16 protein-coding genes and 1 pseudogene are annotated in these 21403 nt (G+C 58.4%); 7 read left to right on the top strand and 10 right to left on the bottom strand.

Going from position 1 to position 21403, the window contains the following annotated elements; translation table 11 throughout:
* Window positions 1-2 precede the first annotated feature (2 nt).
* The 5 genes from BBD46_RS07165 (at window position 3) to BBD46_RS07145 (ending at window position 4827) form a co-directional block, all read left to right on the top strand.
* A complete protein-coding gene (locus BBD46_RS07165) occupies window positions 3-944 on the top strand; it encodes an ABC transporter permease (RefSeq protein ID WP_071401043.1) in 942 nt (313 codons plus the stop codon).
* Between the two features lie 76 nt (window positions 945-1020).
* The gene (locus BBD46_RS07160; RefSeq protein ID WP_071401042.1) at window positions 1021-1707 is read left to right on the top strand and encodes a DUF1028 domain-containing protein; all 687 of its coding nucleotides are present in this window, start codon (window positions 1021-1023) and stop codon (window positions 1705-1707) included.
* 113 nt (window positions 1708-1820) lie between these two features.
* Window positions 1821-2723 carry an ABC transporter permease gene (locus BBD46_RS07155; RefSeq protein WP_071401041.1) on the top strand — a complete coding sequence of 301 codons (903 nt, stop codon included), beginning with the start codon at window positions 1821-1823 and terminating at the stop codon, window positions 2721-2723.
* A gap of 29 nt (window positions 2724-2752) precedes the next feature.
* On the top strand, window positions 2753-3814 hold the full coding sequence (locus BBD46_RS07150) for an ABC transporter ATP-binding protein (RefSeq protein WP_071401040.1): 1062 nt from the start codon (window positions 2753-2755) through the stop codon (window positions 3812-3814).
* 2 nt (window positions 3815-3816) lie between these two features.
* On the top strand, window positions 3817-4827 hold the full coding sequence (locus tag BBD46_RS07145; RefSeq protein ID WP_071401039.1) for an ABC transporter ATP-binding protein: 1011 nt from the start codon (window positions 3817-3819) through the stop codon (window positions 4825-4827).
* Between the two features lie 822 nt (window positions 4828-5649).
* Here the strand turns inward: BBD46_RS07145 and BBD46_RS07140 are convergent.
* Window positions 5650-7041, bottom strand: a complete 1392-nt coding sequence (locus BBD46_RS07140) for an ATP-binding protein (RefSeq protein ID WP_071401038.1) — start codon at window positions 7039-7041, stop codon at window positions 5650-5652.
* 369 nt (window positions 7042-7410) lie between these two features.
* Here BBD46_RS07140 and BBD46_RS07135 point away from each other — a divergent pair, with 369 nt between their 5' ends.
* Window positions 7411-7764: a hypothetical protein gene (locus tag BBD46_RS07135; RefSeq protein ID WP_071401037.1), complete on the top strand. Its 354-nt coding sequence runs from the start codon at window positions 7411-7413 to the stop codon at window positions 7762-7764.
* Between the two features lie 57 nt (window positions 7765-7821).
* Here BBD46_RS07135 and BBD46_RS07130 read toward each other — a convergent pair whose 3' ends face one another.
* The 9 genes and pseudogenes from BBD46_RS07130 to lysA all read right to left on the bottom strand — a co-directional run bounded on the left by BBD46_RS07130 (window position 7822) and on the right by lysA (window position 20436).
* Window positions 7822-9420, bottom strand: coding sequence for an N-acyl-D-amino-acid deacylase family protein (locus BBD46_RS07130; protein ID WP_071401036.1), 1599 nt, complete (start codon window positions 9418-9420; stop codon window positions 7822-7824).
* A 199-nt stretch (window positions 9421-9619) separates the two neighbouring features.
* Window positions 9620-10963 (bottom strand): annotated as a pseudogene (locus BBD46_RS07125) (RNA-guided endonuclease InsQ/TnpB family protein).
* A gap of 511 nt (window positions 10964-11474) precedes the next feature.
* Entirely contained in the window at window positions 11475-12704 is a 1230-nt protein-coding gene (locus tag BBD46_RS07120) for a DUF7282 domain-containing protein (RefSeq protein ID WP_071401035.1), read from the bottom strand.
* Between the two features lie 2 nt (window positions 12705-12706).
* Entirely contained in the window at window positions 12707-14419 is a 1713-nt protein-coding gene (locus BBD46_RS07115) for a PQQ-binding-like beta-propeller repeat protein (protein WP_071401034.1), read from the bottom strand.
* Entirely contained in the window at window positions 14416-15381 is a 966-nt protein-coding gene (locus BBD46_RS07110) for a hypothetical protein (RefSeq protein ID WP_071401033.1), read from the bottom strand. The genes BBD46_RS07115 and BBD46_RS07110 overlap by 4 nt, the downstream gene beginning before the upstream one ends.
* A 321-nt stretch (window positions 15382-15702) precedes the next feature.
* A complete protein-coding gene (locus tag BBD46_RS07105) occupies window positions 15703-16905 on the bottom strand; it encodes a serine hydrolase domain-containing protein (protein ID WP_253184519.1) in 1203 nt (400 codons plus the stop codon).
* Entirely contained in the window at window positions 16902-17984 is a 1083-nt protein-coding gene (locus BBD46_RS07100) for a dipeptide epimerase (protein ID WP_071401032.1), read from the bottom strand. Before BBD46_RS07100 ends, BBD46_RS07105 begins: the two co-directional genes overlap by 4 nt.
* Window positions 17981-19144, bottom strand: coding sequence for an NlpC/P60 family protein (locus BBD46_RS07095; RefSeq protein WP_071401031.1), 1164 nt, complete (start codon window positions 19142-19144; stop codon window positions 17981-17983). The genes BBD46_RS07100 and BBD46_RS07095 overlap by 4 nt, the downstream gene beginning before the upstream one ends.
* The gene (gene lysA / locus BBD46_RS07090; RefSeq protein WP_071401030.1) at window positions 19144-20436 is read right to left on the bottom strand and encodes a diaminopimelate decarboxylase; all 1293 of its coding nucleotides are present in this window, start codon (window positions 20434-20436) and stop codon (window positions 19144-19146) included. Before lysA ends, BBD46_RS07095 begins: the two co-directional genes overlap by 1 nt.
* A 157-nt stretch (window positions 20437-20593) precedes the next feature.
* Between lysA and BBD46_RS07085 the strand changes: the two genes are divergently transcribed.
* On the top strand, window positions 20594-21301 hold the full coding sequence (locus BBD46_RS07085; protein WP_071401029.1) for a helix-turn-helix domain-containing protein: 708 nt from the start codon (window positions 20594-20596) through the stop codon (window positions 21299-21301).
* The last annotated feature ends 102 nt before the right edge of the window (window positions 21302-21403 follow it).

The raw sequence follows: 21403 nt of genomic DNA, 5'->3' as shown, positions 1-21403 counted from the left end.
CAATGCTAGCTTACACTGTTCGACGAGCACTGCAAATGATCCCCGTGATGCTGGGGGTCACCGTCGTAATTTCATCGATCGTCTACGCCGCGCCGGGTAATCCCGCTCGGCTTGCACTGGGCGACGGTGCCAGTCCGGAAGCAGTTGCGCAACTCGAGCAAGAGATGGGCCTGAATCAGCCGGCACACATCAGATACTTCGACTGGATGGCTGGCGTACTGCAGGGAGATCTGGGGACATCGATTCAGTCCGGACGAGCAGTGTCGACGCTGATCATCGAGCGATTAGGACCGACGCTGGAGCTCGCACTCGTTGCGATGGCACTCACGATAATCATCGCCATTCCGCTCGGCGTGATCAGTGCCGTTCGCCAGTACTCGTGGGTCGACAATACGTCGATGTTCTTCGCGATTTTCTGGCTCTCGATGCCGTCGTTCTGGCTCGGATTGATCCTGATCTACCTGTTCGCAGTGCGTTGGCAGTTCTTCCCAGTGTCCGGGCGCGAAGGGCTGATATTCACCTTTACGTGGTGGTCGTTCATCCTCTTGCCAGCGATTGCAACGGGGACGCGGAGAGCGGGCCTTCTGACGAGGCTGATGCGCTCGTCGATGCTCGAAATCCTGAACGAGGACTACATCCGCACGGCTCGCGGAAAGGGAATTGGCTCGAAAGCGGTCATCTACACGCACGGGATGAAAAACGCCCTCATTCCGGTTGTGACACTCATCGGTCTCCAGGTGCCGCTGATCTTCTCGGGAACCGTCATTATCGAGGTCGTGTTCTCGTGGCCGGGGATGGGCCGATTACTGGTGGATGCAGTCCTCCAGCGCGACTATCCGGTCGTTCAGGGAACGATCCTGGTCTACTCGGTCATCGTGATGGTGGCTAACTTCGGCGTCGACATCGCCTACACGTATCTCGATCCGCGGATCGACTACAGCTAATCCGCGTCTCTTTCGGTGGTTTCGACTCGTTTTCCGTCCCGCGAACAACTAAGTGGACGTGTATCTAGCTCCCCGTATGACGTTTTCAATCGTCGGACGCGATCCGGACAGTCAGACGATCGGTGTCGCAATCGCCTCAGTGTTCCCAGCAGTCGGTGCCGTTTGCCCATACGTCGGTGACGGGGTTGCGTTTTCGTCGCAGTCGTGGGACTCCGGCTACTCCTACGGCGGCCCGATCACGAACATGGTCGAAAACGATATTTCGCTCCCTACTGCCTGCGAGACAGTCCTGTCCGAACGCGACGGTGCAGCTGGGACGCAACTCCACGGAATAGACATGGACGGAAACTCGTTCGTATACACAGGTGAAAAGTCGAAGGAGTGGGCGGGTCACGCGACCGGACCGAACCATACCGCTGCCGGGAATCTGCTCATCGGTGACGCCGTTATCGAGGCGATGGGACGGACGTTCGAACGAACCGACGGCCGTCTCGAGGAACGACTACTGGCCGCCCTCGAAGCCGGTGAGGACGAAGGGGGTGATAAGCGAGGAAACAATCTGAGTGCAGCACTGCTTACCCACGGCCCTGAACCAAAGTTGTCTCGCAACCTCCGTGTAGACGATCCCGGGAATCCAATTGACGGTCTTCGTCGTGCGTACGAAGTTGCACTCGAAACGGATCGTGCTAACGAGGACTCCGATAACGAGGCCTGGGGAGAGAACCCACCAGCGTCGTTGGACACCTACGAGATCAAGTACTAGATATCTTCACTCGTTCAGTGCTCGGACCCAACGACGAGACCGGAGTGGTTCAACCGATAGTCGGACCGGTTTGCGAAAATTATATATAGAGTTGGAATGAGGGATGATACACGATGGCACATTCGGGAGACGTAGATACTTCGATTACTTCCAGTGACTCCGCTGGGTCGGGTCGGTGGGACGATCAGTACATTATATTACGCCGACTCGCTCAGAGCAAGCTCGCGCTGGGAGGGACGATCTACGTCGCACTATTCGTTATCATCGGCATTATCGCACCGCTGATCACACCGCACGATCCGATGGCGCAAAATTACGACGCGCTCAATCAGGCACCATCGCTCGCCCATCCGTTCGGGACCGACAACTATGGCCGGGACGTCTTCTCGAGAGTACTTTACGGAACGCGGTATGCCCTCCTGCTGGGAATCGTCATTATCGGCATCCAGATGATCGTTGGCGTCGGACTCGGCCTCATTGCTGGCTACTACGAGGGGTACGTCGAGACTGTCATCATGCGGATCGTCGACATCAGCCTCTCCATCCCGGGAATCGTTCTCGCACTCGCGATCGCCGGCATGCTCGGTGGTGGACTGCTGCCGCTCATCGTGGCGATCAGTCTCGTCGGCTGGCGCGGCTTCACGCGAATCGTCCGCGGTGACGTCAAGAGCGTCATCGAAGAGGATTACATCGAAGCCGCCCGGTCGTCTGGGGTCCCCGACCGCTGGATCATCCTCAAACACATCCTTCCGAACGTCTCCTCGAGTATTATCGTCTACGCGACGCTGACGATGCCGACGGTCATCCTGTGGTCTGCAGCGCTCTCGTTCCTTGGCATGGGCGTCCACCCACCGACGCCCGAGTGGGGGGCGCTGATCGCAGATGGTCGCGGTGACCTCCAAAGCGCATGGTGGATTTCAACCTTCCCCGGCTTTGCGATCATGGCGACGATCATCGCGTTCAACGCGATCGGTGACGGTCTTCGAGACGCACTCGATCCAAAACAGGCACGATAACAACACTAACAAGAAGACTACCGACAACTATGGCACTACTAGAAATCGACGATCTACACGTCAGATTCGACACCGAACAGGGTATGGTCCACGCGTTAAACGGCGTTTCGTTCAGCGTCGAGCGCGACGAAGTACTCGGTGTGATTGGCGAGTCGGGCTGTGGGAAAAGCGTCACGATGATGTCTGTGATGGGACTACTCCAGTCTCCCCCAGCAGAAATCGTCTCCGGTGAAATCCGCTTCGATGGGACGGATCTCCTCTCGCTTTCCGAATCCGAACTCAACGAGATTCGTGGGAATCGGATCAGCATGATCTATCAGGATCCGATGACGTCGCTCAACCCCGCACTCACTATCGGCAAGCAGGTTATGGAGCCGCTGTTGACCCACACCGACTGTTCGAAAGCCGAGGCTCGAGAGCGTGCCCGAGAGACGCTCGAAGACTGTGGACTGCCGGACGCAGAACGGTTGCTGGACGAGTATCCACACGAGCTTTCGGGTGGTATGCGCCAGCGCGTGATGATTGCGATGGCACTCATCACCGAGCCGGAGTTGTTGATCGCAGACGAGCCGACGACCGCACTTGACGTGACGATTCAGGCGCAGATCCTCCAGTTGTTTAGGGACCTCCGAACGGAGTTCGATACCAGTATCATCTTCATCACGCACGATCTGCCAGTCGTGAGCGAACTGGCCGACCGACTCGCGGTCATGTACGCCGGAACCGTCGCCGAAACCTGTGACATCGACGAGTTCTTCGATAATCCACTTCACCCCTACACACGTCAGCTCTGGGAGAGCGTTCCGAAGATGGACGCCGAAAAGGAACGCCTCGCCGTCATCGAGGGAACGGTCCCCAGTTTCCACGAGCCGCTTTCGGGGTGTCCGTTCGCATCACGATGTGAGCAACATCACGGCGAGCCTTGCGAACAGATCGTCCCGGAGCCACGCGGAGTTACGGACGAAGCCAGTCACAAGGTCAGCTGCCATCTCTACACAGAGCGGAGTGATACAACCCCGCCGTGGGAGACCGACAGCGAAAACTTCCAACAGAAACTCGAGAGCCAACCCACAAACGACGTTGAGCTATAACCATGTCTAATGCACAAAACCTTCAGGAACCCAAATCGGATCGCAGCAATGCACTCGTTGAGATTCAAGCGCTAAAAAAGTACTACCCCGTAACCGGAGGGGTACTCAATCGACGCGTCGGTGATGTCAAAGCGGTCGACGGTGCCAGTCTCGAAATCAAGGAAGGTGAAACGCTGGGGCTCGTCGGCGAGTCCGGCTGCGGAAAATCCACGTTCGGTCGTTCGGTGCTGCGGTTGACCGAACCGACCGATGGCTCGGTCGTTTTCGACGGTGAAGACATTACGGAGGTATCGAAAGATCGTCTTCGTGAACTCCGCCAAGAGATGCAGATCGTCTTTCAGGATGCCGCGTCGAGTATCAATCCGCGCATGCGCGTTCACGAGGTTATCGAAGAGCCGATGAAGTGGCTGACCGACCTGTCGGAAGAAGAGCGCGAAGACAGGACACGGCAACTGATCGAAGACGTCGGTCTGTCCGTCGACCACCTCCAGCGAGCACCCCACGAGTTCAGCGGTGGACAACAACAGCGAGTTGCGATTGCTCGAGCGCTCAGCGTCAACCCTCGCTTCATCGTCTGTGACGAACCGACGAGTGCACTCGACGTCTCGGTCCAGGCGAAGATTCTCAATCTGCTCGACGACCTCCAGGACGAGTACAATCTGACGTATCTGGTGATCAACCACGACATGAGTGTCGTAAAGCACGTTTGCGATCGCGTTGCGGTCATGTATCTCGGGAAGATCGTCGAGGTCGCACCGACAGACGAACTATTCGACGACCCGAAACATCCGTACACACAGGCCTTGCTCTCATCGGTCCCACGCGCTTCGAAGGAGAAACTGGACGACCAGATCGTTCTGGAGGGGAATCCACCAAGTCCAGAGGATCCACCGACTGGCTGCCGGTTCTACCCGCGATGTCCGGAGTACATCGGCCCTGTCTGTGAAGAGGAAGAGCCCGAACTGCGTGAGCGAGAGGATGATCGGACCTGCGCCTGTCACCTCTATGAGTGACTACAAACTAGCCTCTCGTTTCAAGCAACATGGAATTCTGCAATCCGAGACAGACGAACAGGGATAGCGTGCGCAGCGTTCGTTACATCCGGGTAACGTGAGAGGGTGGTAAGAGCGGGATCGATCGCCATTGTCAGTCGTTACGTGACTCGAAAAACTGATCACTGAGAGTAATTCGTAACTGGCGCGAGCACTCGTTGGAAAGGACTCCACTTCGGCGAATACGACGGGAACGTAACGAGTCCTAGGTCAGCACGATCTATCGGACCTTGATAATGGAGACCAAAAGGTGCGATTCAGCATACTAATCAGTAAAATATTATTTTTCATCAGTATGCTACATACTGATGATGGTTCTGTCGAGTTTGTCGTAAACAGAAAGTCGAGTACCGATCTCGGTGGTCGCACATACGAAAAATCCGCCCAGTCGTGTTGACCGGACAGTTCGACGGACAACTAGAAGCTGCGGGAAGCATGCGGCATCTTGTTCAATTGGGACAGATACCGTGGACCGATCGATACAGGCTACTTTGGCAGCCATGTTCTTCCGTTTTGGTGAGGACGCTCAACGGCTCTCTACGCTAGCGTCAGATTCGGTGATTGCGCGTCGATTTCCTCGAAGAACTCGTGGATGAACACCAGCTCCACACCGACGTGTCAAGCCAACGTCTTCAGGTGATTCGTGAACAATACCTCAGGAGAGTAGTTACCATTCCTGAGATCTTCTAGAAATACCCAGTTGAATGATTATTAGCAACGACCTGTTTGAGCGACTCGTTCGTAAGTTGGCAATGAGCGCGTCTAGCCCCCAGAACTGTTTCTTTAACGTCCGTGAAATAGCTGCTCAAGATCAGTGAGATCGAACAGTGACCAGTTCCTGTCGAGTTCATCAGCAAGATCATCGACGAAGCCGCTTTTCGAGAAAAGAGCGAACTGTTCGGTCCGGTCGTCGGGCCCCCAGCGGACGCTTTCAGCCTTCGTACGAAGATCGTCGACAAGGCCGTGACCGACTGGATCGCTGGTCCATTTACACTCTGCGAGGAGAAGCCGGTCAGCTTCGGGTGCGAGCCCGACGATGTCGACCTCGTCTTCACCGTACCACCATCGGCCGACAGCCGAGTACGGATTGAACTCGCCGCGCCTGATCAGCTCCCAGACGGCCTCCGTACAGACGTCTTCGAACGTCGTTGCGACGTGGCTGGGCAGGTCAGGTTCGATCGTGCCATCGAACACGAGCGACGGTGCTTCCTCGATACTGGAGCGATTCGGTTCGACGAAACGGAACCAGAAGCGGAGAAACTCGCCCGCGACGCGATACCGGGATCGCTTGGATTTCTGTTTCGATGCCGTGACCGGAACCGTTCGCTCGAGGAGCCGGAGTTGCCGAAGCGTCTGGAGGTACTTCGAGAGCGGCCCCGAGTCGATGCCAGTGGCTCCCGAAATCTCGTTCGGGGTCGTGTGACCCAGTGCGACCGCCTCGAGGATGCTCAGGTACCGGGCAGGATTCCGCAGCTCGGTCCGGAGCAAGAACTCCGGTTCGTTGTACAGGACTGCGGTCGGAGAGAGAACGTGTGTTTGGATGTTTTCAGCTAGTGACTGCTCGTAGTCGAAGAGCGTGAGATACAGTGGTGTGCCACCAGTGACTGAATACGAACGAATTGCGTCTCCAATGTCGTACAAGATGACCTCGCGGGCCTGTTGGAAGGAAAACGGCTGGAGATCGATCTGGCCGGTTCGACGCCCGTACAGCGGACTCTCGTGTCCGAGCACCTCGGACTCCATCACACTCACACTCGAGCCGCACAACACGAGCATCGAGTCGGTGTGCTGGAGTTGCTCGTCGACGAACGCCTGGATGTAGGACGGAAGCGACCCGTTTTCCTCGATTAGATACGGGAACTCGTCGATAACGACGACTCTCTCTTCCGTTTTGAGTTTCTCACCGAGATACTCGAATGCGTCGTCCCACCCGTCGATTCGTGGTACACGTTCGTCAAATCCGTCGGCGATCTGCTCGACGAACTTCTCACGCTGGCGATCTTCGGCCTCCTGGGCGGCCAGATAGTAGAGATGCGGCCGGTCAGCACAGAACTCCTTGAGCAGCGCTGTCTTACCAACACGCCGGCGTCCGTACACGACGTAGAAGGCATGATCAGGCGATTTGTACGCCGTTTCCAGTGCAGTGAGTTCGTCCTCCCGGTCGTAGAAGGTCATACGCTGCCTAATGATTATCCCGATAATGACTTGGGAGTTTCGGTGCGATTGCTCACCCTACCACACCAGATTGTTAGACTACCTTCAGCGACACAGTATCTAGAGGGATGGAAAAGAGAGTAGGTGTCCAATGGACAAGTTGAATAATCGTGATGATCGTGATAACTGTTCTGTCCCATACTTGCAGTCAGTGTCCAGTGTCACGACAACCCGTAACTGGTTCGTGACCCACCTCAGATCAACCCCGAGGCACTCAGCCTGTGCCACCTATAGACCCCGGGAACGGCGCGGTATTGGATCCGTAGTTGGGGCAGAAGCACTACTAACAGTGCCCCCAAGCTTTTGAGCCACCTTCCAGAACTAGCCGGTATGACTGGTGGGCTCGAACCGACAGAGGAGTACGACGGATCGATTACGGTCCGGCTGCTGGACGATGCGGCAGGAACGAAAGAACACCGGTGTGGATCGTACGAGGACGCGATTACAGTCGTCAAAGCAAACCAGTACGACGTGACGGTTGCAAAGATCGAAGACCGAGACGGGAACATCGTCTTCACGTCCGCCGACATGGACATCGACGACTGGGAGAGCGTCTGGCGACAGGAAAAGCGAAGCCAGTCCGTCCACGTCGAGGCGTACGACTGCCCCTACGACAGCGTCTCCTGTTTTGCTGACGACCTGTGCGTGCAGTGCAAAATCGATAGGGTGCAAGACCAATACTGACGAGCGCTCTGTCGCGATACCCGCCCACTGCTGGACGTCAAAGAAACGACGACGCGCTCACCGAAGCGCGACTCCGGGGCGCGCATCCGTATGCTCGCCGTCCTGCACGACGAACTCACCGTTGACGAGCACGTGCGGAATCCCGTCCGGATAGACGGCTGGATCGACGAACGACCCACCCTGGGCAACCGTATCGGGGTCGAAAATCGCGATATCCGCCCACATGCCCTGTTTCAGAACACCGCGGTCCTCGAGTCCAAGTCTGGCTGCCGGCTGGCCGGTCATCTTGTAGACGGCCGTCTCGAGTGAGATGACTGACTCCTCGCGAACGTAGTGGCCGAGCACCCGCGGGAACGTGCCGTAACTTCGCGGGTGCGGAACGCCTTCGCCGAGCGGCCCCGCCGGGCGCAGCGAGTTGCCGTCGCTGCCGATCATCGTGAGCTCGTGGGCCATGACCTCCTCGACGTCCTGCTCGCTCATGCTGAAATGGATGTGGCGGGGCCGACAGCGGTCCTCGATCAGCAGGTCGACGACGAGCTGAGCCGGCGTCCGGGATTCGTCCGTCCGCTCGGCGAGTTCGCCGACGGTCTTCCCCTGAACGTGTTCGAGTTCGGCCGTCCGGACGTTCGTGATAAGAATATCGTCCCAGGAATCCGTGTTCGACTCGAGTGCCCGTCGAATCTCGGCCTGCGTCTCTGTGTCGGTCAACCGCTCGAGTGTCGCCTCGGTCCCGCCCTCGCGAGCCCAGGTCGGCAGTCGGGCGACCAGACTGGTCGAGGAGGCAGTGTAGGGGTACTGTTCGCACTGAATTTCGACGCCGTCCTCGCGGGCGCGTTCCATCCGACGGAGGGTGTAGCGAACCTTTCCCCAGTTGTCGCGGCCGACGGCCTTGTGGTGGGAGACCTGCACTGGGACGTCGGCACGGTCGCCGATCTCGATGGCTTCCTCGAGTGCTGCGAAAATATCGTCGCCCTCGCTTCGCATGTGGGTGGTGTACAGTTTGTCGTGCTCGGCGACAACGCCGGCCAGTTCGACGAGTTCCTCGGTGTCGGCGAACGCGCCGGGGGTGTAGATGAGGCCCGTCGAGAGGCCAACAGCGCCGTCCGAGAGCGCTTCGTCGAGGAGCGCCTTCATCTCCTCGAGTTCGTCGGCGGTCGGCTCGCGGTCCTCGTAGCCGAGCACGGGAATCCGGACGTTTTCGTGGCCGACCAGCGAGCCGACGTTGAGCGATACGCCGCCAGCTTCGGGGTCGTCGAGGTGGTCGAGGTATTCGCCCATCGTTTCCCACTGACTCGTGTCGACGACGTCGCCGACGCCGCGGTAGGCGAACCCTTCGTCGACATCCTCTGCCGCCAGTCCGTGTCGCGGCGCTGCGCTCGTCCCGCAGTTGCCGACGATTTCGAGGGTGACACCCTGACGGACCTTGCTGTGGGCCGCTCGGTTCGCGGGCAGCGTGTAGTCGGAGTGCGTGTGGATGTCGATGAAGCCCGGGGCGACGACGTGGCCCTCTGCGTCGAGTTCGGTTGCGCCGGTGCCAGAAACAGTGCCAATCGCAGCGATTCGGCCGTCCCGAACGGCAATATCGCCGTCGAACCACGGGGAGCCGGTACCGTCGATGAGTCGACCGTTCCGAATGATTGTGTCAAAATCTGCCATGGGCGACGGATTCCTGGCCAGGAGCTAAAACCCCTACCCTTGGTAGCTAGGCTGGGGCGCTCTACGCGGCAGCCACGACAACCAAACGGTTGGTTGCGATCCCGCTCACTGACATGACTTCGTCTCGGGCGGACTACCACGGGAGAGCGACGTGAATCGCCTCGAGGTCAAGTGGTTCGAGAATCGAAGATTCTCGTCATCACGAGAGAGCTTTGCTCTCTCGATCGACCCCGAGGCTTCCTGCTTCGATGACGTTGTCAGACTACGTCTGACAGCCTGTCGAGGTTCCCTCGACAAACGCGCTTTGCAGACACCTGAGTGGTGTCCGTAGGGAGCGCAGTCTCCACAGGCGTGTCTTCGGGCCATCCCAGCCCTAACTCAGAAAAGCCGCGTTGAAGGACGTTCATCGCCGTCGCAAAATCGCGTGCGATTTTGCTGCCCGTCAGACGTAGTCTGACGACCGCGTTCGCATCACGGTCACACTCAAACCCACACGACGGGCACGAGTGTTCCCTAACCCAGATGGGCTTCGCAGTTTCCACACCGCACGACGCGCATTCTTTCGTCGTCCCCGCCGCTTCGACCTGAACGACGTGCGTGCCGTACAACTCTGCCTTGTATTCGAGGAGGGTGATGAACTGTCGCCACGCCGCATCCTGCTTGTTGCGAGCGTTGTGCGACTGCTCCAGCATCCCCTTCACGTCAAGTCCTCGACAAACACCGCGTCGTACTCACGGACGAGCCACGTCGTAATCTTGTGCTGATAGTCCAGCACCTTCCGACGAATATGACGCTTGACCTTCGCTACTTCCCGACGCTGTTTCTCATAATTGTTCGACCCTTGCTCCTTGCGAGACAACTTGCGTTGCTCGCGTCGGAGCCGCTCGTACTCATCGTCGAGATCAAGCCAATCCACTGTCTTGCCGTCAGACGTATGGATGTAGTTCAGGATACCGAGGTCGATACCCACGCTGTTGCTTGAATCTAACTCGTCCAACGCGGGTTTCTCGGGCGAGTCAGCGTCGTCGGTTTCGAGGCCAAATGAGACGAACCAGTCACCGGTCGTCTCTTTCTTGACGGTGACTTCTTTGATGTCCGCTTCATCGGGGATTTCGCGGTGGTATCGGATTTTGATGGCTCCGATTTTGGAGAGCCAGAGTGTCGCGCGTCGGCCACTCGTGTTTTTGAGTTCGAAGCCGGACTGCGAGTACGTCATACTCTGGAACTCCCGTGGTGACTTCCACTTGAGTTTCCCGACCTTGTTCCCGTTTTGTTTCTGCTCGGAGAGGTTCGAGAGGTTGTCGTAGAACCGTGTGACAGTTCGTTGCAGAGCCTTTGAGTTGACGTCTGAGAAGATGGGGAACTCGTCTTTCCAGCCGGGAAGTCTGTAGTGGTGTTTGTACGCCGAACCGATGTCGTCGTCCACGTCTTCGTACTTGTACAGGGTGTAGTTGTACGCTTGGCGATGAATGTCGATGTGATGTTCCAGTTCAGCCGCTACCTGTTGTGTCGGGTAGGCGGGGTAGCGGTGACTGTACTCCATCGCTGTCTCTTGATTCAAGATATGTTAACTTAGTGGTTTGTATCCCTGCCTATCGGATTCAACCCCGGGGTCAAGCCCCGGGGCATTCTCCTATACCTCTTGTAAATCCGTAGACAGTCGTCAGGATTCGGCATGTCGATATGGATCGCAAAGAGAGACAACTCGTCGAATCGACGACAGAAACGATCGCTACCGAAGCTCAGGATGTCTCGGTGTCCGGTAAAAACGCTGTTTCCCTGGTTCGGTGCCCTTGCGAACGGTTGATCTCGATTCAGTAATCGGGGTCAACGGCTCTGTTGAAGCCCTCAGTAGGAAACCCGCCGACTCTGAGAACCGTGACGGATTTGCCCAAACTCTCGAAAGGTTTTGTTTCCCAAAATGACTTTTGATCCCAACTTGGAGTGGTGTGAATTTATGGTCACTTCTATCTTCGCTTGTACAAAGATAATGTGATTGTGATAGTGCAGTCTAGCACTCCTACAGAGTTTTCAATTTAACAGTATCACTCGAGTCAGTCGTTGTTCTCAGTCTCGGTATCGGTATCGGTGCTGGATTCTTCATCCAAGTAGACGGGATCCTCGTCAATTTCTGTGTCATCATCGAGACGATGGAGATACGCATCACCCATCGTGATAGGTGGCGCTTGTGTTTCGGCTGGTTCCTCAGCCTCATCCTCGTCAGTCTCGTCGTCCATCTCATCTTCTACATCATTGTTGTCATCCTCTACTTCAGCCTCGTTATCATCATCATCATCCGTCTCCTCTTCTTCCCCGACAACTGTAATTTCGCCGTTCATCGTCCCAGCGTGCGGCGTGCAGAGATATGTATCCATCTCCTCGCTGGCCTCAAATTCGAGCCACTGATCATCACCTGGGTCCGTCTCAACATCCGTTGCGAGATCGTCAACGGTCCCGCCATCTTCATCTTGAATGACGAGATTGTGGCCTTGTCCATCTCCAGTGGTCCATCCCATTTCGTAGCTTTCGCCCTCTGCAAGCGATATCTGTGGGTTTGTCTCACCTGCAATCTCGTCTGGTGAGATTCCGACCCAACCGCCAGTCTGGCCATCGAGTTCTATTGCCGTTCCCGGCTCGATTGTTTCAGTCTCGCCAGTCGCCTCATCTGCTTCACCCTCTCTTGTCGGATCATCGGCGTCTGGGTCAGGGCCGAACTCTGTTGGGTATGGACTATCTTCCGCTCCGACACTATCAACAAACGAAAACGTCTCGTCGCCGGTTGTGTCCTGATGAACCCACACCTGATAGAGTTTCTCTGCTTCGAGTGGCTCCTCTGGTTCGAGATGAATATCCTCATGTTCGCCCGCTTCGAGGTAGTCTGTTACTCCCCTGATCTGCGCCGCGATGAGTTCATCAAGTTCGGGCATCATCTCTCCTTCAATCGGCCATAATTCTTCGTGTGCAGCGACAGGGTCGACGATTGAGACGAACCCTCCCTCCGGAAGACGAACGACTTCGATGTTGATTGAAGACCCATCTGTTACTTGATTCGGGAAGATAACCATGGCATCATCCTCGTCCTCGTACTCCTCATCCTCCTCAGCATTACTGGCGTCCTCTTCGTCATCATTGTCCTCATCGTTTTCGTCACCGACTGCAACGTGCCCCGCGGCAGTAGCGAGTCCAGCACCGACAGCGGTCGTTTTGAGGACGGTTCGACGGAGGAGCTTTTGTTCGGATACCGATTCGTTCTCGTCTGGTGTCGATGATGTTGTCTCTTCCATGATTATTCCACCTCTACTGAATAGACGTTGACCTCGCCGGTCCCCTGGACGGAGACGAAGACATAGACCTTGTCTTCGGCGGGATCGTGCCACATAACGGGTGATCCATCGACCTCGCCATCGGTCTCATGGACCCAGAGTTGCTCCCCGGTCTCTGTTGCATAGGCAATGAACTCACCGCCACGAGTACCGGCGAACGAAACTCCGGACGCGGTCGTCAGTGTCCCGCCGCGGGCAGTCTCGTCTTTCCAGTCTTGCCATTTGACTTCGCCAGTGACAGGGTCAATGCCAGCAACAACGCCTCCATAGCCATTGTACGCCTCGAGATACTCGTCGGTTTCACGATCAACGTCTCCGACGAAGCGTGCGCCGGGTTCGTACCGGACATCTGCCCATGCCCAGCGCCAGGCAGTGTTCTCGCCGGTTGTGACTAGGGTTCGACTTTCTGGGTGGTACGATGAAGGCTGTGGATTTGTTCCGCCAACCCACGACGGCATCATGAACGGCATTTTCTCGACATCATCCTTGCCCGGCAGCGCCCACATGTTGTGGTGTTGGACGTACCCCTCACTGCGCTGAACGAGTTTGCCAGTCTCGGCGTTAACCGTAAATATCCATCCAGCTTTCGGTGCCCACGATGCAAGCCGGCATTCCTCTCCGTCGACTTCTGCCGTGTAGGTAATCGCGGGGCTAGGTGAATCATAATCCCAATAATCGTGTGGGGCATCTTGGTGATGCCAGCGATACTCACCAGTCTCCGTATCGACCGCGACTTTCCCAGCGGTATATGGATTCCAACCAGGACGAACAGTCCCATACCATGGCCCTGCATTCGCTGACGGAATGATCACTTGGTCGTTCTCGACGTCAACACAGCCCGAAGCCCACGCGGTTCCACCACCGTGCTTCCACGAGTCACCGACCCATTGGCTTTCAGGACACATATTGACGCGCCATTTCGGCTCGCCATCAAGTGTGATCCCATCGAAAAAGCCACTGACACCGTACTCACCACCGAAGCTTCCCTTCATGATCGTGCCGTCGTAGATCAGTGGTGGCCACGACGAGGTTGTTCCTCGTGAGCGTTCCCAGTCGATCTCCTCGTGGATCAGGTCATCGGCGAGGTCATCGCGGTACACACACGCACCATTGTAGTACCACTCTTCCTCGCCTGTATATCGATCAATGGCGATGACACCAAGATCGAGTGTACTCTTGATAACCAGATCCCCATGCAGCGCAGCCCCACGTTCAGCTGGTGCAGTCTCTTCATCAGCTCCGGATGCGGGTTCGTAGATATGTGACCAAAGAAACTCACCAGTCCTGGCGTTCAGCGCATGGAGTTCATCAGGCCCGAACGTGAGATACATGATCGGGGGATCTCCCTGTACGATTAGCGGTGAATTCTGGTAGGCAGTTTCCGGTGGATCACCATGCTCGAACTGATATTCAAGTTCGAGGTCGCCCACATTCTCGGGCGTGAGTTCGTCGCCTGGATACCGCCGTTGGCTGTCATAGGACCCGCCCATGATGAGCCAGTTGTCGGTCCGATCACCCGTTTCGAGCAGATCGTCGTCGGTAATCTCAACCTCTGGTATTTGATCGATGTCGTTCTGCGAGATATCTGACTCTCCTGGTTTTTCATCGTACGGTGCATCCCGTAGGAGGTCGATATCTTCTAAGTGACTCGTTGGGTCTTGTTGAAGTTGATTCATGAATTTCGATTGATGCCTTCGTAGGTGGCCGCACGTGGTTTGCGCATCTGATCATCGATCCACGCAATATCCTCGGCGAGATACTCTTGACCGATAATCATCATCGCTGTGCTCGCTGTCGTTACAGTTGCTACGTCTTCATCAGCGATTGTCCCCTTCGCGAGACCAAGCGTAGCCTTGCCAAGGAGATATATGCCTGCAAGCATCGACTTGATATCCCAGAGCGCATTGTCAATCATCTCGTCAGTAATCAACACTTCTTGCTGCCAGAGCCACCAATCGAGACCGTCGATCCAGAGTAAGGAACCTGCCATCGCTCGCTCGTGAAGCGGTGGAACAGTATCGTAGACAACTCCCTCTTCGTGTTCCTCTTGTGATTCGACAGGTGGATACTCAATCGTCCGTTCCCACCATGACAGTTGCTCCCGTGCAGTAATGATGTTCGTTATGAGTGCAACTTGTTCGTCATCGGTGAACCCGAGATCGGCGAGTGTCTCAGTTAGGTCATCCTGTGTAAGCAGTTGCCTCGTCGCCGTCGTAATATGTTCTGGCGTGAATGCCGGGAGTGTCTCTTCAGCACTCGCAAAGAAGCCAACCTCTTCGAGATGCTCTGTCAAACGCCACGCTGACGGCGTAAGTTCTTCGTACGGCGTTTCACCTCGCGCTGGGATACCGGATGTCCGTAAATCAGGGAGCCGATTGAAGGCAGCTGTTATCCCAGTGAGTTCAGTAGCAATCAGTTTCTCGTCAAGTGGTTCCGAGAGATTCTCTCTGATTGCCTGTCCCATCGTGGCAAACTGCTCTGTTGCTTTCGGTTGGGCACCGACATTATTCTCAGTCAGGGCCGGAAGTGATGGAGCATCGGTTGTTGGAAGTCCCAACGCTTCTTGGAAGCGTTGGCGGTTCATGTCAGTAACAACACGATAACTATATTTTTCCTGTGGATTGGTACCGTATGCCATTCACAAACACCAGATAGGAATCCCACAAGTGTCTCCTTATAGCTTTCAGTTACTCATATGAGTAATAATCTATCGTCAATTTCACAACTATTTAAGTGGATATAGGTCATCTGAACACAAAATCCAAAAATAAATCACATACAATCGGAAGCCGTGCCGTTGATCGGTCGTCTGATCCTGTGCAACTACTGCCTAATGTGATGACCGCTCAGCACACGTGTCCAGGATGGCATCTGATACATTCGCGCTCTGTATTCAGTAGTGGCTGGAATGTACCACTGATTGAGGGTTTCAACAAAGCCATGTCAACAAGTCTGGCCGTTACCGTCCAAACAGCGACGCAGCTACAATCGCGTGGTAACGCTGCCGGAACCGGTACAGTTGCACCTGCTCGTAGACGGCGTTCGTGAGGAGACAGGCGAACCGTTCTTGCTCGAGATCCAGCCACAGCGAGGTGCCCGTAAAGCCAGTGTGACCGATCGTTCGCTCGGACCACTGCGGTGCCGGAATGTGGTCCGTCCCGACGCGCCAGCCGTAGCCCTGCGATGCGGTCTCCGTTCCACTCCGCCGAACCGGGAGACAGTCGATGGTCGCAGGCGAGAGGAGCCGAGTCGGCGCTGCCGATGCCGAATCAGAATCTGAATCGCCAAGCAGCGTCCGCGCGAACTGCGCGACATCACGAGCGGTCGCAAACAGCCCGGCATTGCCGCTCTCGCCGCCCATCGCGTTCCCGATCGGGTCGTGGATCTCGTTGCGACACTCGCCGCGGCCGTACTCGTGGTCATACGTCGCGACGACGGTCGACTCGAGTTCGGACTCCGAATCGCCTGTCTCGTACGGTCCGAGAGACGAATCACGCATGCCGGCGGGGCCGAACACGTGCTCGTCGGCGAGCGTCGCGAGGTCGGTGCCAGTCACGTGCCGAAGGGCGGCCGCGAGGTAGACGTAGTTCAGACAGCTGTAGATGAAGCCGTCGCCGAGCCGACGGTCGAACAGCTGTCGGTCGGCGAGGCCCGCCAGCACGTCGTCAACGCTGTCCCACTCAGGCGAGAAGGCGTACGGCTGTAGGCCGGACGTGTGCGTCAGGAGCCGCCACAGCGGAATCTCGCCGCGCCGGTGGCGCTCGAGTGCGGGCAGGTGGTCGCCGAGCTCGTCCGTCAGCGTCACCTCCCCCCGTTCGAGGAGTCGAAAGAGGATCGTGGTAGTGACGATCGGCTTCGTGAGCGACGCACAGTCGAACGGCGTCTCGAGGCCAACTGCGCGCTCGTCGGACGGCGACGGCTGGCCGACGGCGACCGTGATCGGGAGTTCGTCGACCCCGCCAGCGACGGCAACTGCCGCCGTGTAGTACTCGCGCTCCAAGCCCTCCTCGAGTAGCGCCTGGACTCGCTCGGTGGCGATAGCGGTGGTGTCGGTGGTGTCGGTGGGCGTGGTCGAGTCGGTGGTGTCGGTGAGGGGAGCGGCGTCAGCAGCGTCACCGGAAGCAGCATCGCCGGAAGCAGCATCACCAGAGTCGGGCGTCATCGCTCGATGGGCGATTCGGGCACAGCATCCGGATCGGGAACTATTCCGTGGCCGGGTCCGGTGAGTTCGTGCGTCGGTCCGGATGGGAGCTCCGCGAGCCCGCGCTCGAACGAGTGGTTACCGTCGAGGTCGACGTACGAGAAGTCACCCAGTCCGGCGACCAGATGGGCGCTGGCGTGGAGGCCGAGCGCGCTCTCTAGCATACAGCCGACCATCACGTCGAGGTTGGCACCGCGTGCGATTTCGGCGATGGCAGCACTGTCGGTCAGCCCCGACTTGCCCGCCTTGATGTTGATCACGTCGGCGGCGCCCTCCGAAACGACCCGGTGTGCATCCGCGGGCGTGAAGACCGTCTCGTCGGCCGCGACCGGTGTACGAACGGCGTCGGTGACGCGCTTGAGCCCGGTGATGTCGTCCCGGTGGACTGGCTGTTCGAGCAGCCCGACATCGAGTCCGCGGTCGACAGCCCGGTCTGCGAACTGGATCGCTTCCTTCGGCGCCCAGCCCTGATTCGCGTCGACCTTGAGACCCGCATCAGGTGCCGCATTTCGGACGGCCGCAACGCGCTCCAGGTCAGACGCCACATCGCTCCCGACCTTGACTTTGAACTCGTCGAATCCCTGCTCTTTGGCCGCTTCAGTCTCTGCCGCCGCGGTTTCCGGATCGACGATCGCGACCGTGATATCGGTCCGCACCGGCTCCGGCTTCCCGCCGAAGCACTCCGCCAGCGCGATGCCCCGCTCGCGACAGTAGGCGTCGTACAGCGCCGTCTCGAGTGCAAAGCGCGAGGAGACCGCCCCGGGAAGCGCCGCGTCGAGTTCCAGTGCGAGTTCGCGCCGGTCGCGAAGATCTCGCCCCTCGAGTACCGCCGCGCCAGCGGTCGCCGAAGCGATGGCGCTGTCGATCGTCTCGCCCGTGATGGGCGCGAGCGGTGCGCCTTCGCCCCAACCGACGACGCCGGAGTCGGTCTCGAGTTCGACGAGCACGTTCGTCGCGCGGTGTTTCGTTCCGAGCGAGATTTCGAACGAGTCGGTCAGCGGAAACTCGACCCGGTAAACGTCGACGCGGTCGACGATCATCGGCTCCCCTCCGTCGAGTCAGCGTCGGCCGGCAGGAGCCGCTTCGTAGCCGTCATCGACTCGTCGAGCGATTCGACGTACTGCTCGTCGTCGGAGTCGAGGCTGTTGATCGTCACTGCGTCGGCGCTCCCGTAGGCGTGGATGTAGTCGTCGCCGCCGAGGCTGATCGCGACGTGGCCGGGGAAAAAGAGCAGATCCCCGGGTTCGAGTTCGTCGCGCTCGACGGCCGTCCCGAGCGTGGACTGCTGGTCTGCGTCGCGCGGAACGAGCACGCCAATGGCCGCGTAGGCGATGCGAACGAGCCCCGAGCAATCGATTCCCTCGCTAGTCATCCCGCCCCACTCGTAGGGCGTCTCGAGAAATTGGCTCGCGATGGAGACGACCTCGTCGCCGGTTCCGAGGCCGGTCGTCTCGCGGACGGCATCGGCAGGGAGCCGCGCTGTGGCACCGGTTCGGAAGGAAACAACGAGTTCGGCCTGAGTGGCCGTCTCGGAGCCGGTCACGCTGGACTCGGCGTCGGTTTCGCCCGATTCGATTCGGCACTCGACACCCGCGGGAACGGTGTCGAGATCGACGGTGCTGTCAGGATCACGACCCTCGTCCTCGAGCACGTTAGCCGGCGCAGTTGCGACGGCAGCAGCTGGTTCCCACTCGTCGGTGACGCCAGGTTCGCAGAGCGCCTCCTCGTCGACCCAGCCGAGGTAGCCGTCGGCGGTCCGAACGCGACGCCAGCCGTCACGGCCGTCGTAGCCCGTCAGGGCTTCCCCGTACAGTGCCTTCGTGACCTGCTCAGCGTCCTCCTCAGGCTCTCCTCTGACGGAGACCACACGGCGATGAGTGGTCCGTGGCACAGCCAGGGACTCGAGTACGGTCAGCTCGTCGCGAACTGTGGTGGCGTCTGTAGTGGCGTTGGCGTCTGCGTTGGCGTTAGCGGCGGCGTCCGAGCCATCGTCAGATTGCGCGGAAACGGCCTCCTGAACAGCATCGCGAACGCCGGTTCGAACGCGCTCGGTGCTTACCGTTCCCTCAAGGACAACCGCGTCACCGTCGACAGTGACATCGACAGCGACGACGGCAACTCGTTCGTCAGGAGCGTATCGCGTCGTCGCTTGCTGGACGGCGAGCGACGCGGCCGTCTCGAGTGCGGCGTCCGTGCTCATCAGTCAGCCTCCGTCGTTACGTCGTCGAGCGCCAGGTCCTCGGGCTGCTGTGCGTTGCCGATGATTTCCTCGACCGACTCCGGCTGACGAATCGTCTCGACATCGCCGTTCGACCGCAGGAGAACAATCGGTGGCTTCGGCTGGGCGTTCGTATGCGATGCACTGCCGAGCGAGTAGGCACCGATACGGTCGATCGCGATGGTATCGCCGCGCTCGAGTGGCGGCAACGAGACGCCCTCGGCGAGCACGTCACCCGAGTAGCAAAGTGGTCCGGCGAGATGATAGGATTCGGTTGGGTCGCCCTCCGAGAGCGCGTAGATCGGGTACGGCCAGTACGATGAGACGGTGTTCGTCCCGGCGTCGAGAACGGCGAACGTCGCGTACGGCGTCTCCTTGATGACGCCGACGCGGGCGAGCAACGTGCCGGCGTTGCCGACCAGTCGCCGGCCCGGTTCGAGAAAGAGCGTCGGCAGCGGAATGTCGGCCTCTGAAAGCGAGTCTTTGACGTTCGTCGCAATCGTCTCGATAATCGTCTCAGGGGCTGGCACGTCGTCATCGTACGGTACCGGGAGCCCGCCGCCGAGGTCGAGCACGTCGATCTCGACGCCGAGTTCGTCGCGAATATCGACGGCGAACGCACACATATCTCGCGCTGCGACGCCGTATGGCTCGGCACTCTGTATCTGGCTCCCGATGTGGAGTTGAATGCCCGCAACGTCGATCTCGTCGGCGTTCACCGCTTTTTCCGTGACGGCCATCGCGCGACCCGAATCGATGTCCAGCCCGAACTTCGTCTCGAGTGTCGCCGTCGCGACCTCGGGGTGGGTGGGGACCTCCATCGAGGGGTTACAGCGAATCAGTACACGCGGGCGAACGTCGGTTTTCCGCGCGGCTGCGACGAGTCGTTCGAGTTCGGTCGCGTTGTCGACGAGGAAGTGACCGACGCCGCGCTCCAGAGCGCGTTCGATATCTTCGGGGCGGCGGTTCATCCCGGTCAACAGGAGGTCATCAGCGTCGTAGCCAGCCGTCTGTGCCGCGGCGAGTTCGCCGCGGGCGTACACCTCGGCGTGGCAGCCCTCATCACGGAGAATCGAGAGGATCGCAGGGTTGTAGTTGGCCTTGACGGCAAAGTGGATGGTCGAGTCGGGGTAGTGCTCGTCGAGCGCGCTGCGAAGCGTTCGGTAGTTGTCCCGGATGTCGTCTTCGTAGAAGACGTAGACTGGACTGTCGTGTGGTGCAGACAGCGCTGCCTCGTGCTCGAGCAGGCGGTCTCGCCGGTGGGTGAGATCCATTGGTACCATATGGCGCACAGTCCCGTGAAAGCACCCTCCCTCGCATGCTAGGGATCCCGACTGGTCGGCGACGCCGATCGTCTGCCGAATGCACAGTTCTATATAGGATGAATGAGAATGCCAACCAATATCAGGATGCGAGAGTATCCGATCGTCCATGAAAAAGCGACTCGACCTCCAACTGTGGCACGAGGGGTGTTGGATGCTGGGGCTGACACGAACCCATCCAGACGCGACGCTCGTCGTTACCGACATCTGCTCGGACGGAACAGACATTCTGGCAACAGTCGTCGTTAGCGGCGACGACCTCGACCTCGGCGCAGTCGCGGATGACGCAGCAGCCGCCCCTGCAGTCCGCTCAACCGACCGCCTCGACGGCGGTCTCCAGTCGCTTCGGATCCACACCAGATACAAGATGGAGTCGTCCATCTACGACGCGATCATCAGCTCGTCGTTGACCCCGATCGGCGATATTCGTATCCAGGACAACGCAGAATACTGGACCCTGCTCGTCGACGGCGGTGCGATCAGTTCCGCAATTTCGACACTCGAGACGGACGCGGACGTCGACATCCTCCGCGTGACTGACTACGAACCGAACCCCTCGACTAACCACACTGTCATCGACGAGATCAGAGACGACCTCTCCGCCCGCCAGACGGAGTATCTGCTCTCGGCACTCGAGGAGGGCTACTACGGCTGGCCGCGAGACATTGCTGCGAAGGATCTCGCCGAAAAGCACGGTGTCTCCGGTCCCACAGCACTCGAGCACCTTCGCAAGGGCGAGTCCGTCGTTCTCAAACGTATTCTCGGCAAAATCGAGGAGCGTGAGCGGAGCGAGGCGGTACAAATGCAGTCGCCGTGAGGAGGGGACAGGGCCACCCGATGTGGAAGCGGAAATCCGGTTAGTACAGCCAACAGACGAGAGCGTCCGACTGTCGTGAGGGTATATAAAGAGTCTCGACAG

Origin of the sequence: Natrialba sp. SSL1 (assembly GCF_001861355.1) — an archaeon.
GTDB lineage: Archaea > Halobacteriota > Halobacteria > Halobacteriales > Natrialbaceae > Natrialba.
Note: the sequence above shows the minus strand (reverse complement) of the source record. Positions and strands in the feature narration are given on the sequence as shown.

What these genes read in the sequence shown, in the direction of transcription:
- lysA (WP_071401030.1), bottom strand. Translation starts at nt 20,436, where the DNA reads ATGGATCTCACCCACCGGCGAGACCGCCTGCTCGAGCACGAGGCAGCG.
- BBD46_RS07110 (WP_071401033.1), bottom strand. Translation starts at nt 15,381, where the DNA reads ATGGCATACGGTACCAATCCACAGGAAAAATATAGTTATCGTGTTGTT.
- BBD46_RS07155 (WP_071401041.1), top strand. Translation starts at nt 1,821, where the DNA reads ATGGCACATTCGGGAGACGTAGATACTTCGATTACTTCCAGTGACTCC.
- BBD46_RS07115 (WP_071401034.1), bottom strand. Translation starts at nt 14,419, where the DNA reads ATGAATCAACTTCAACAAGACCCAACGAGTCACTTAGAAGATATCGAC.
- BBD46_RS07135 (WP_071401037.1), top strand. Translation starts at nt 7,411, where the DNA reads ATGACTGGTGGGCTCGAACCGACAGAGGAGTACGACGGATCGATTACG.
- BBD46_RS07165 (WP_071401043.1), top strand. Translation starts at nt 3, where the DNA reads ATGCTAGCTTACACTGTTCGACGAGCACTGCAAATGATCCCCGTGATG.
- BBD46_RS07130 (WP_071401036.1), bottom strand. Translation starts at nt 9,420, where the DNA reads ATGGCAGATTTTGACACAATCATTCGGAACGGTCGACTCATCGACGGT.
- BBD46_RS07150 (WP_071401040.1), top strand. Translation starts at nt 2,753, where the DNA reads ATGGCACTACTAGAAATCGACGATCTACACGTCAGATTCGACACCGAA.
- BBD46_RS07120 (WP_071401035.1), bottom strand. Translation starts at nt 12,704, where the DNA reads ATGGAAGAGACAACATCATCGACACCAGACGAGAACGAATCGGTATCC.
- BBD46_RS07095 (WP_071401031.1), bottom strand. Translation starts at nt 19,144, where the DNA reads ATGAGCACGGACGCCGCACTCGAGACGGCCGCGTCGCTCGCCGTCCAG.
- BBD46_RS07140 (WP_071401038.1), bottom strand. Translation starts at nt 7,041, where the DNA reads ATGACCTTCTACGACCGGGAGGACGAACTCACTGCACTGGAAACGGCG.
- BBD46_RS07100 (WP_071401032.1), bottom strand. Translation starts at nt 17,984, where the DNA reads ATGATCGTCGACCGCGTCGACGTTTACCGGGTCGAGTTTCCGCTGACC.
- BBD46_RS07105 (WP_253184519.1), bottom strand. Translation starts at nt 16,905, where the DNA reads ATGACGCCCGACTCTGGTGATGCTGCTTCCGGCGATGCTGCTTCCGGT.
- BBD46_RS07160 (WP_071401042.1), top strand. Translation starts at nt 1,021, where the DNA reads ATGACGTTTTCAATCGTCGGACGCGATCCGGACAGTCAGACGATCGGT.
- BBD46_RS07085 (WP_071401029.1), top strand. Translation starts at nt 20,594, where the DNA reads ATGAAAAAGCGACTCGACCTCCAACTGTGGCACGAGGGGTGTTGGATG.
- BBD46_RS07145 (WP_071401039.1), top strand. Translation starts at nt 3,817, where the DNA reads ATGTCTAATGCACAAAACCTTCAGGAACCCAAATCGGATCGCAGCAAT.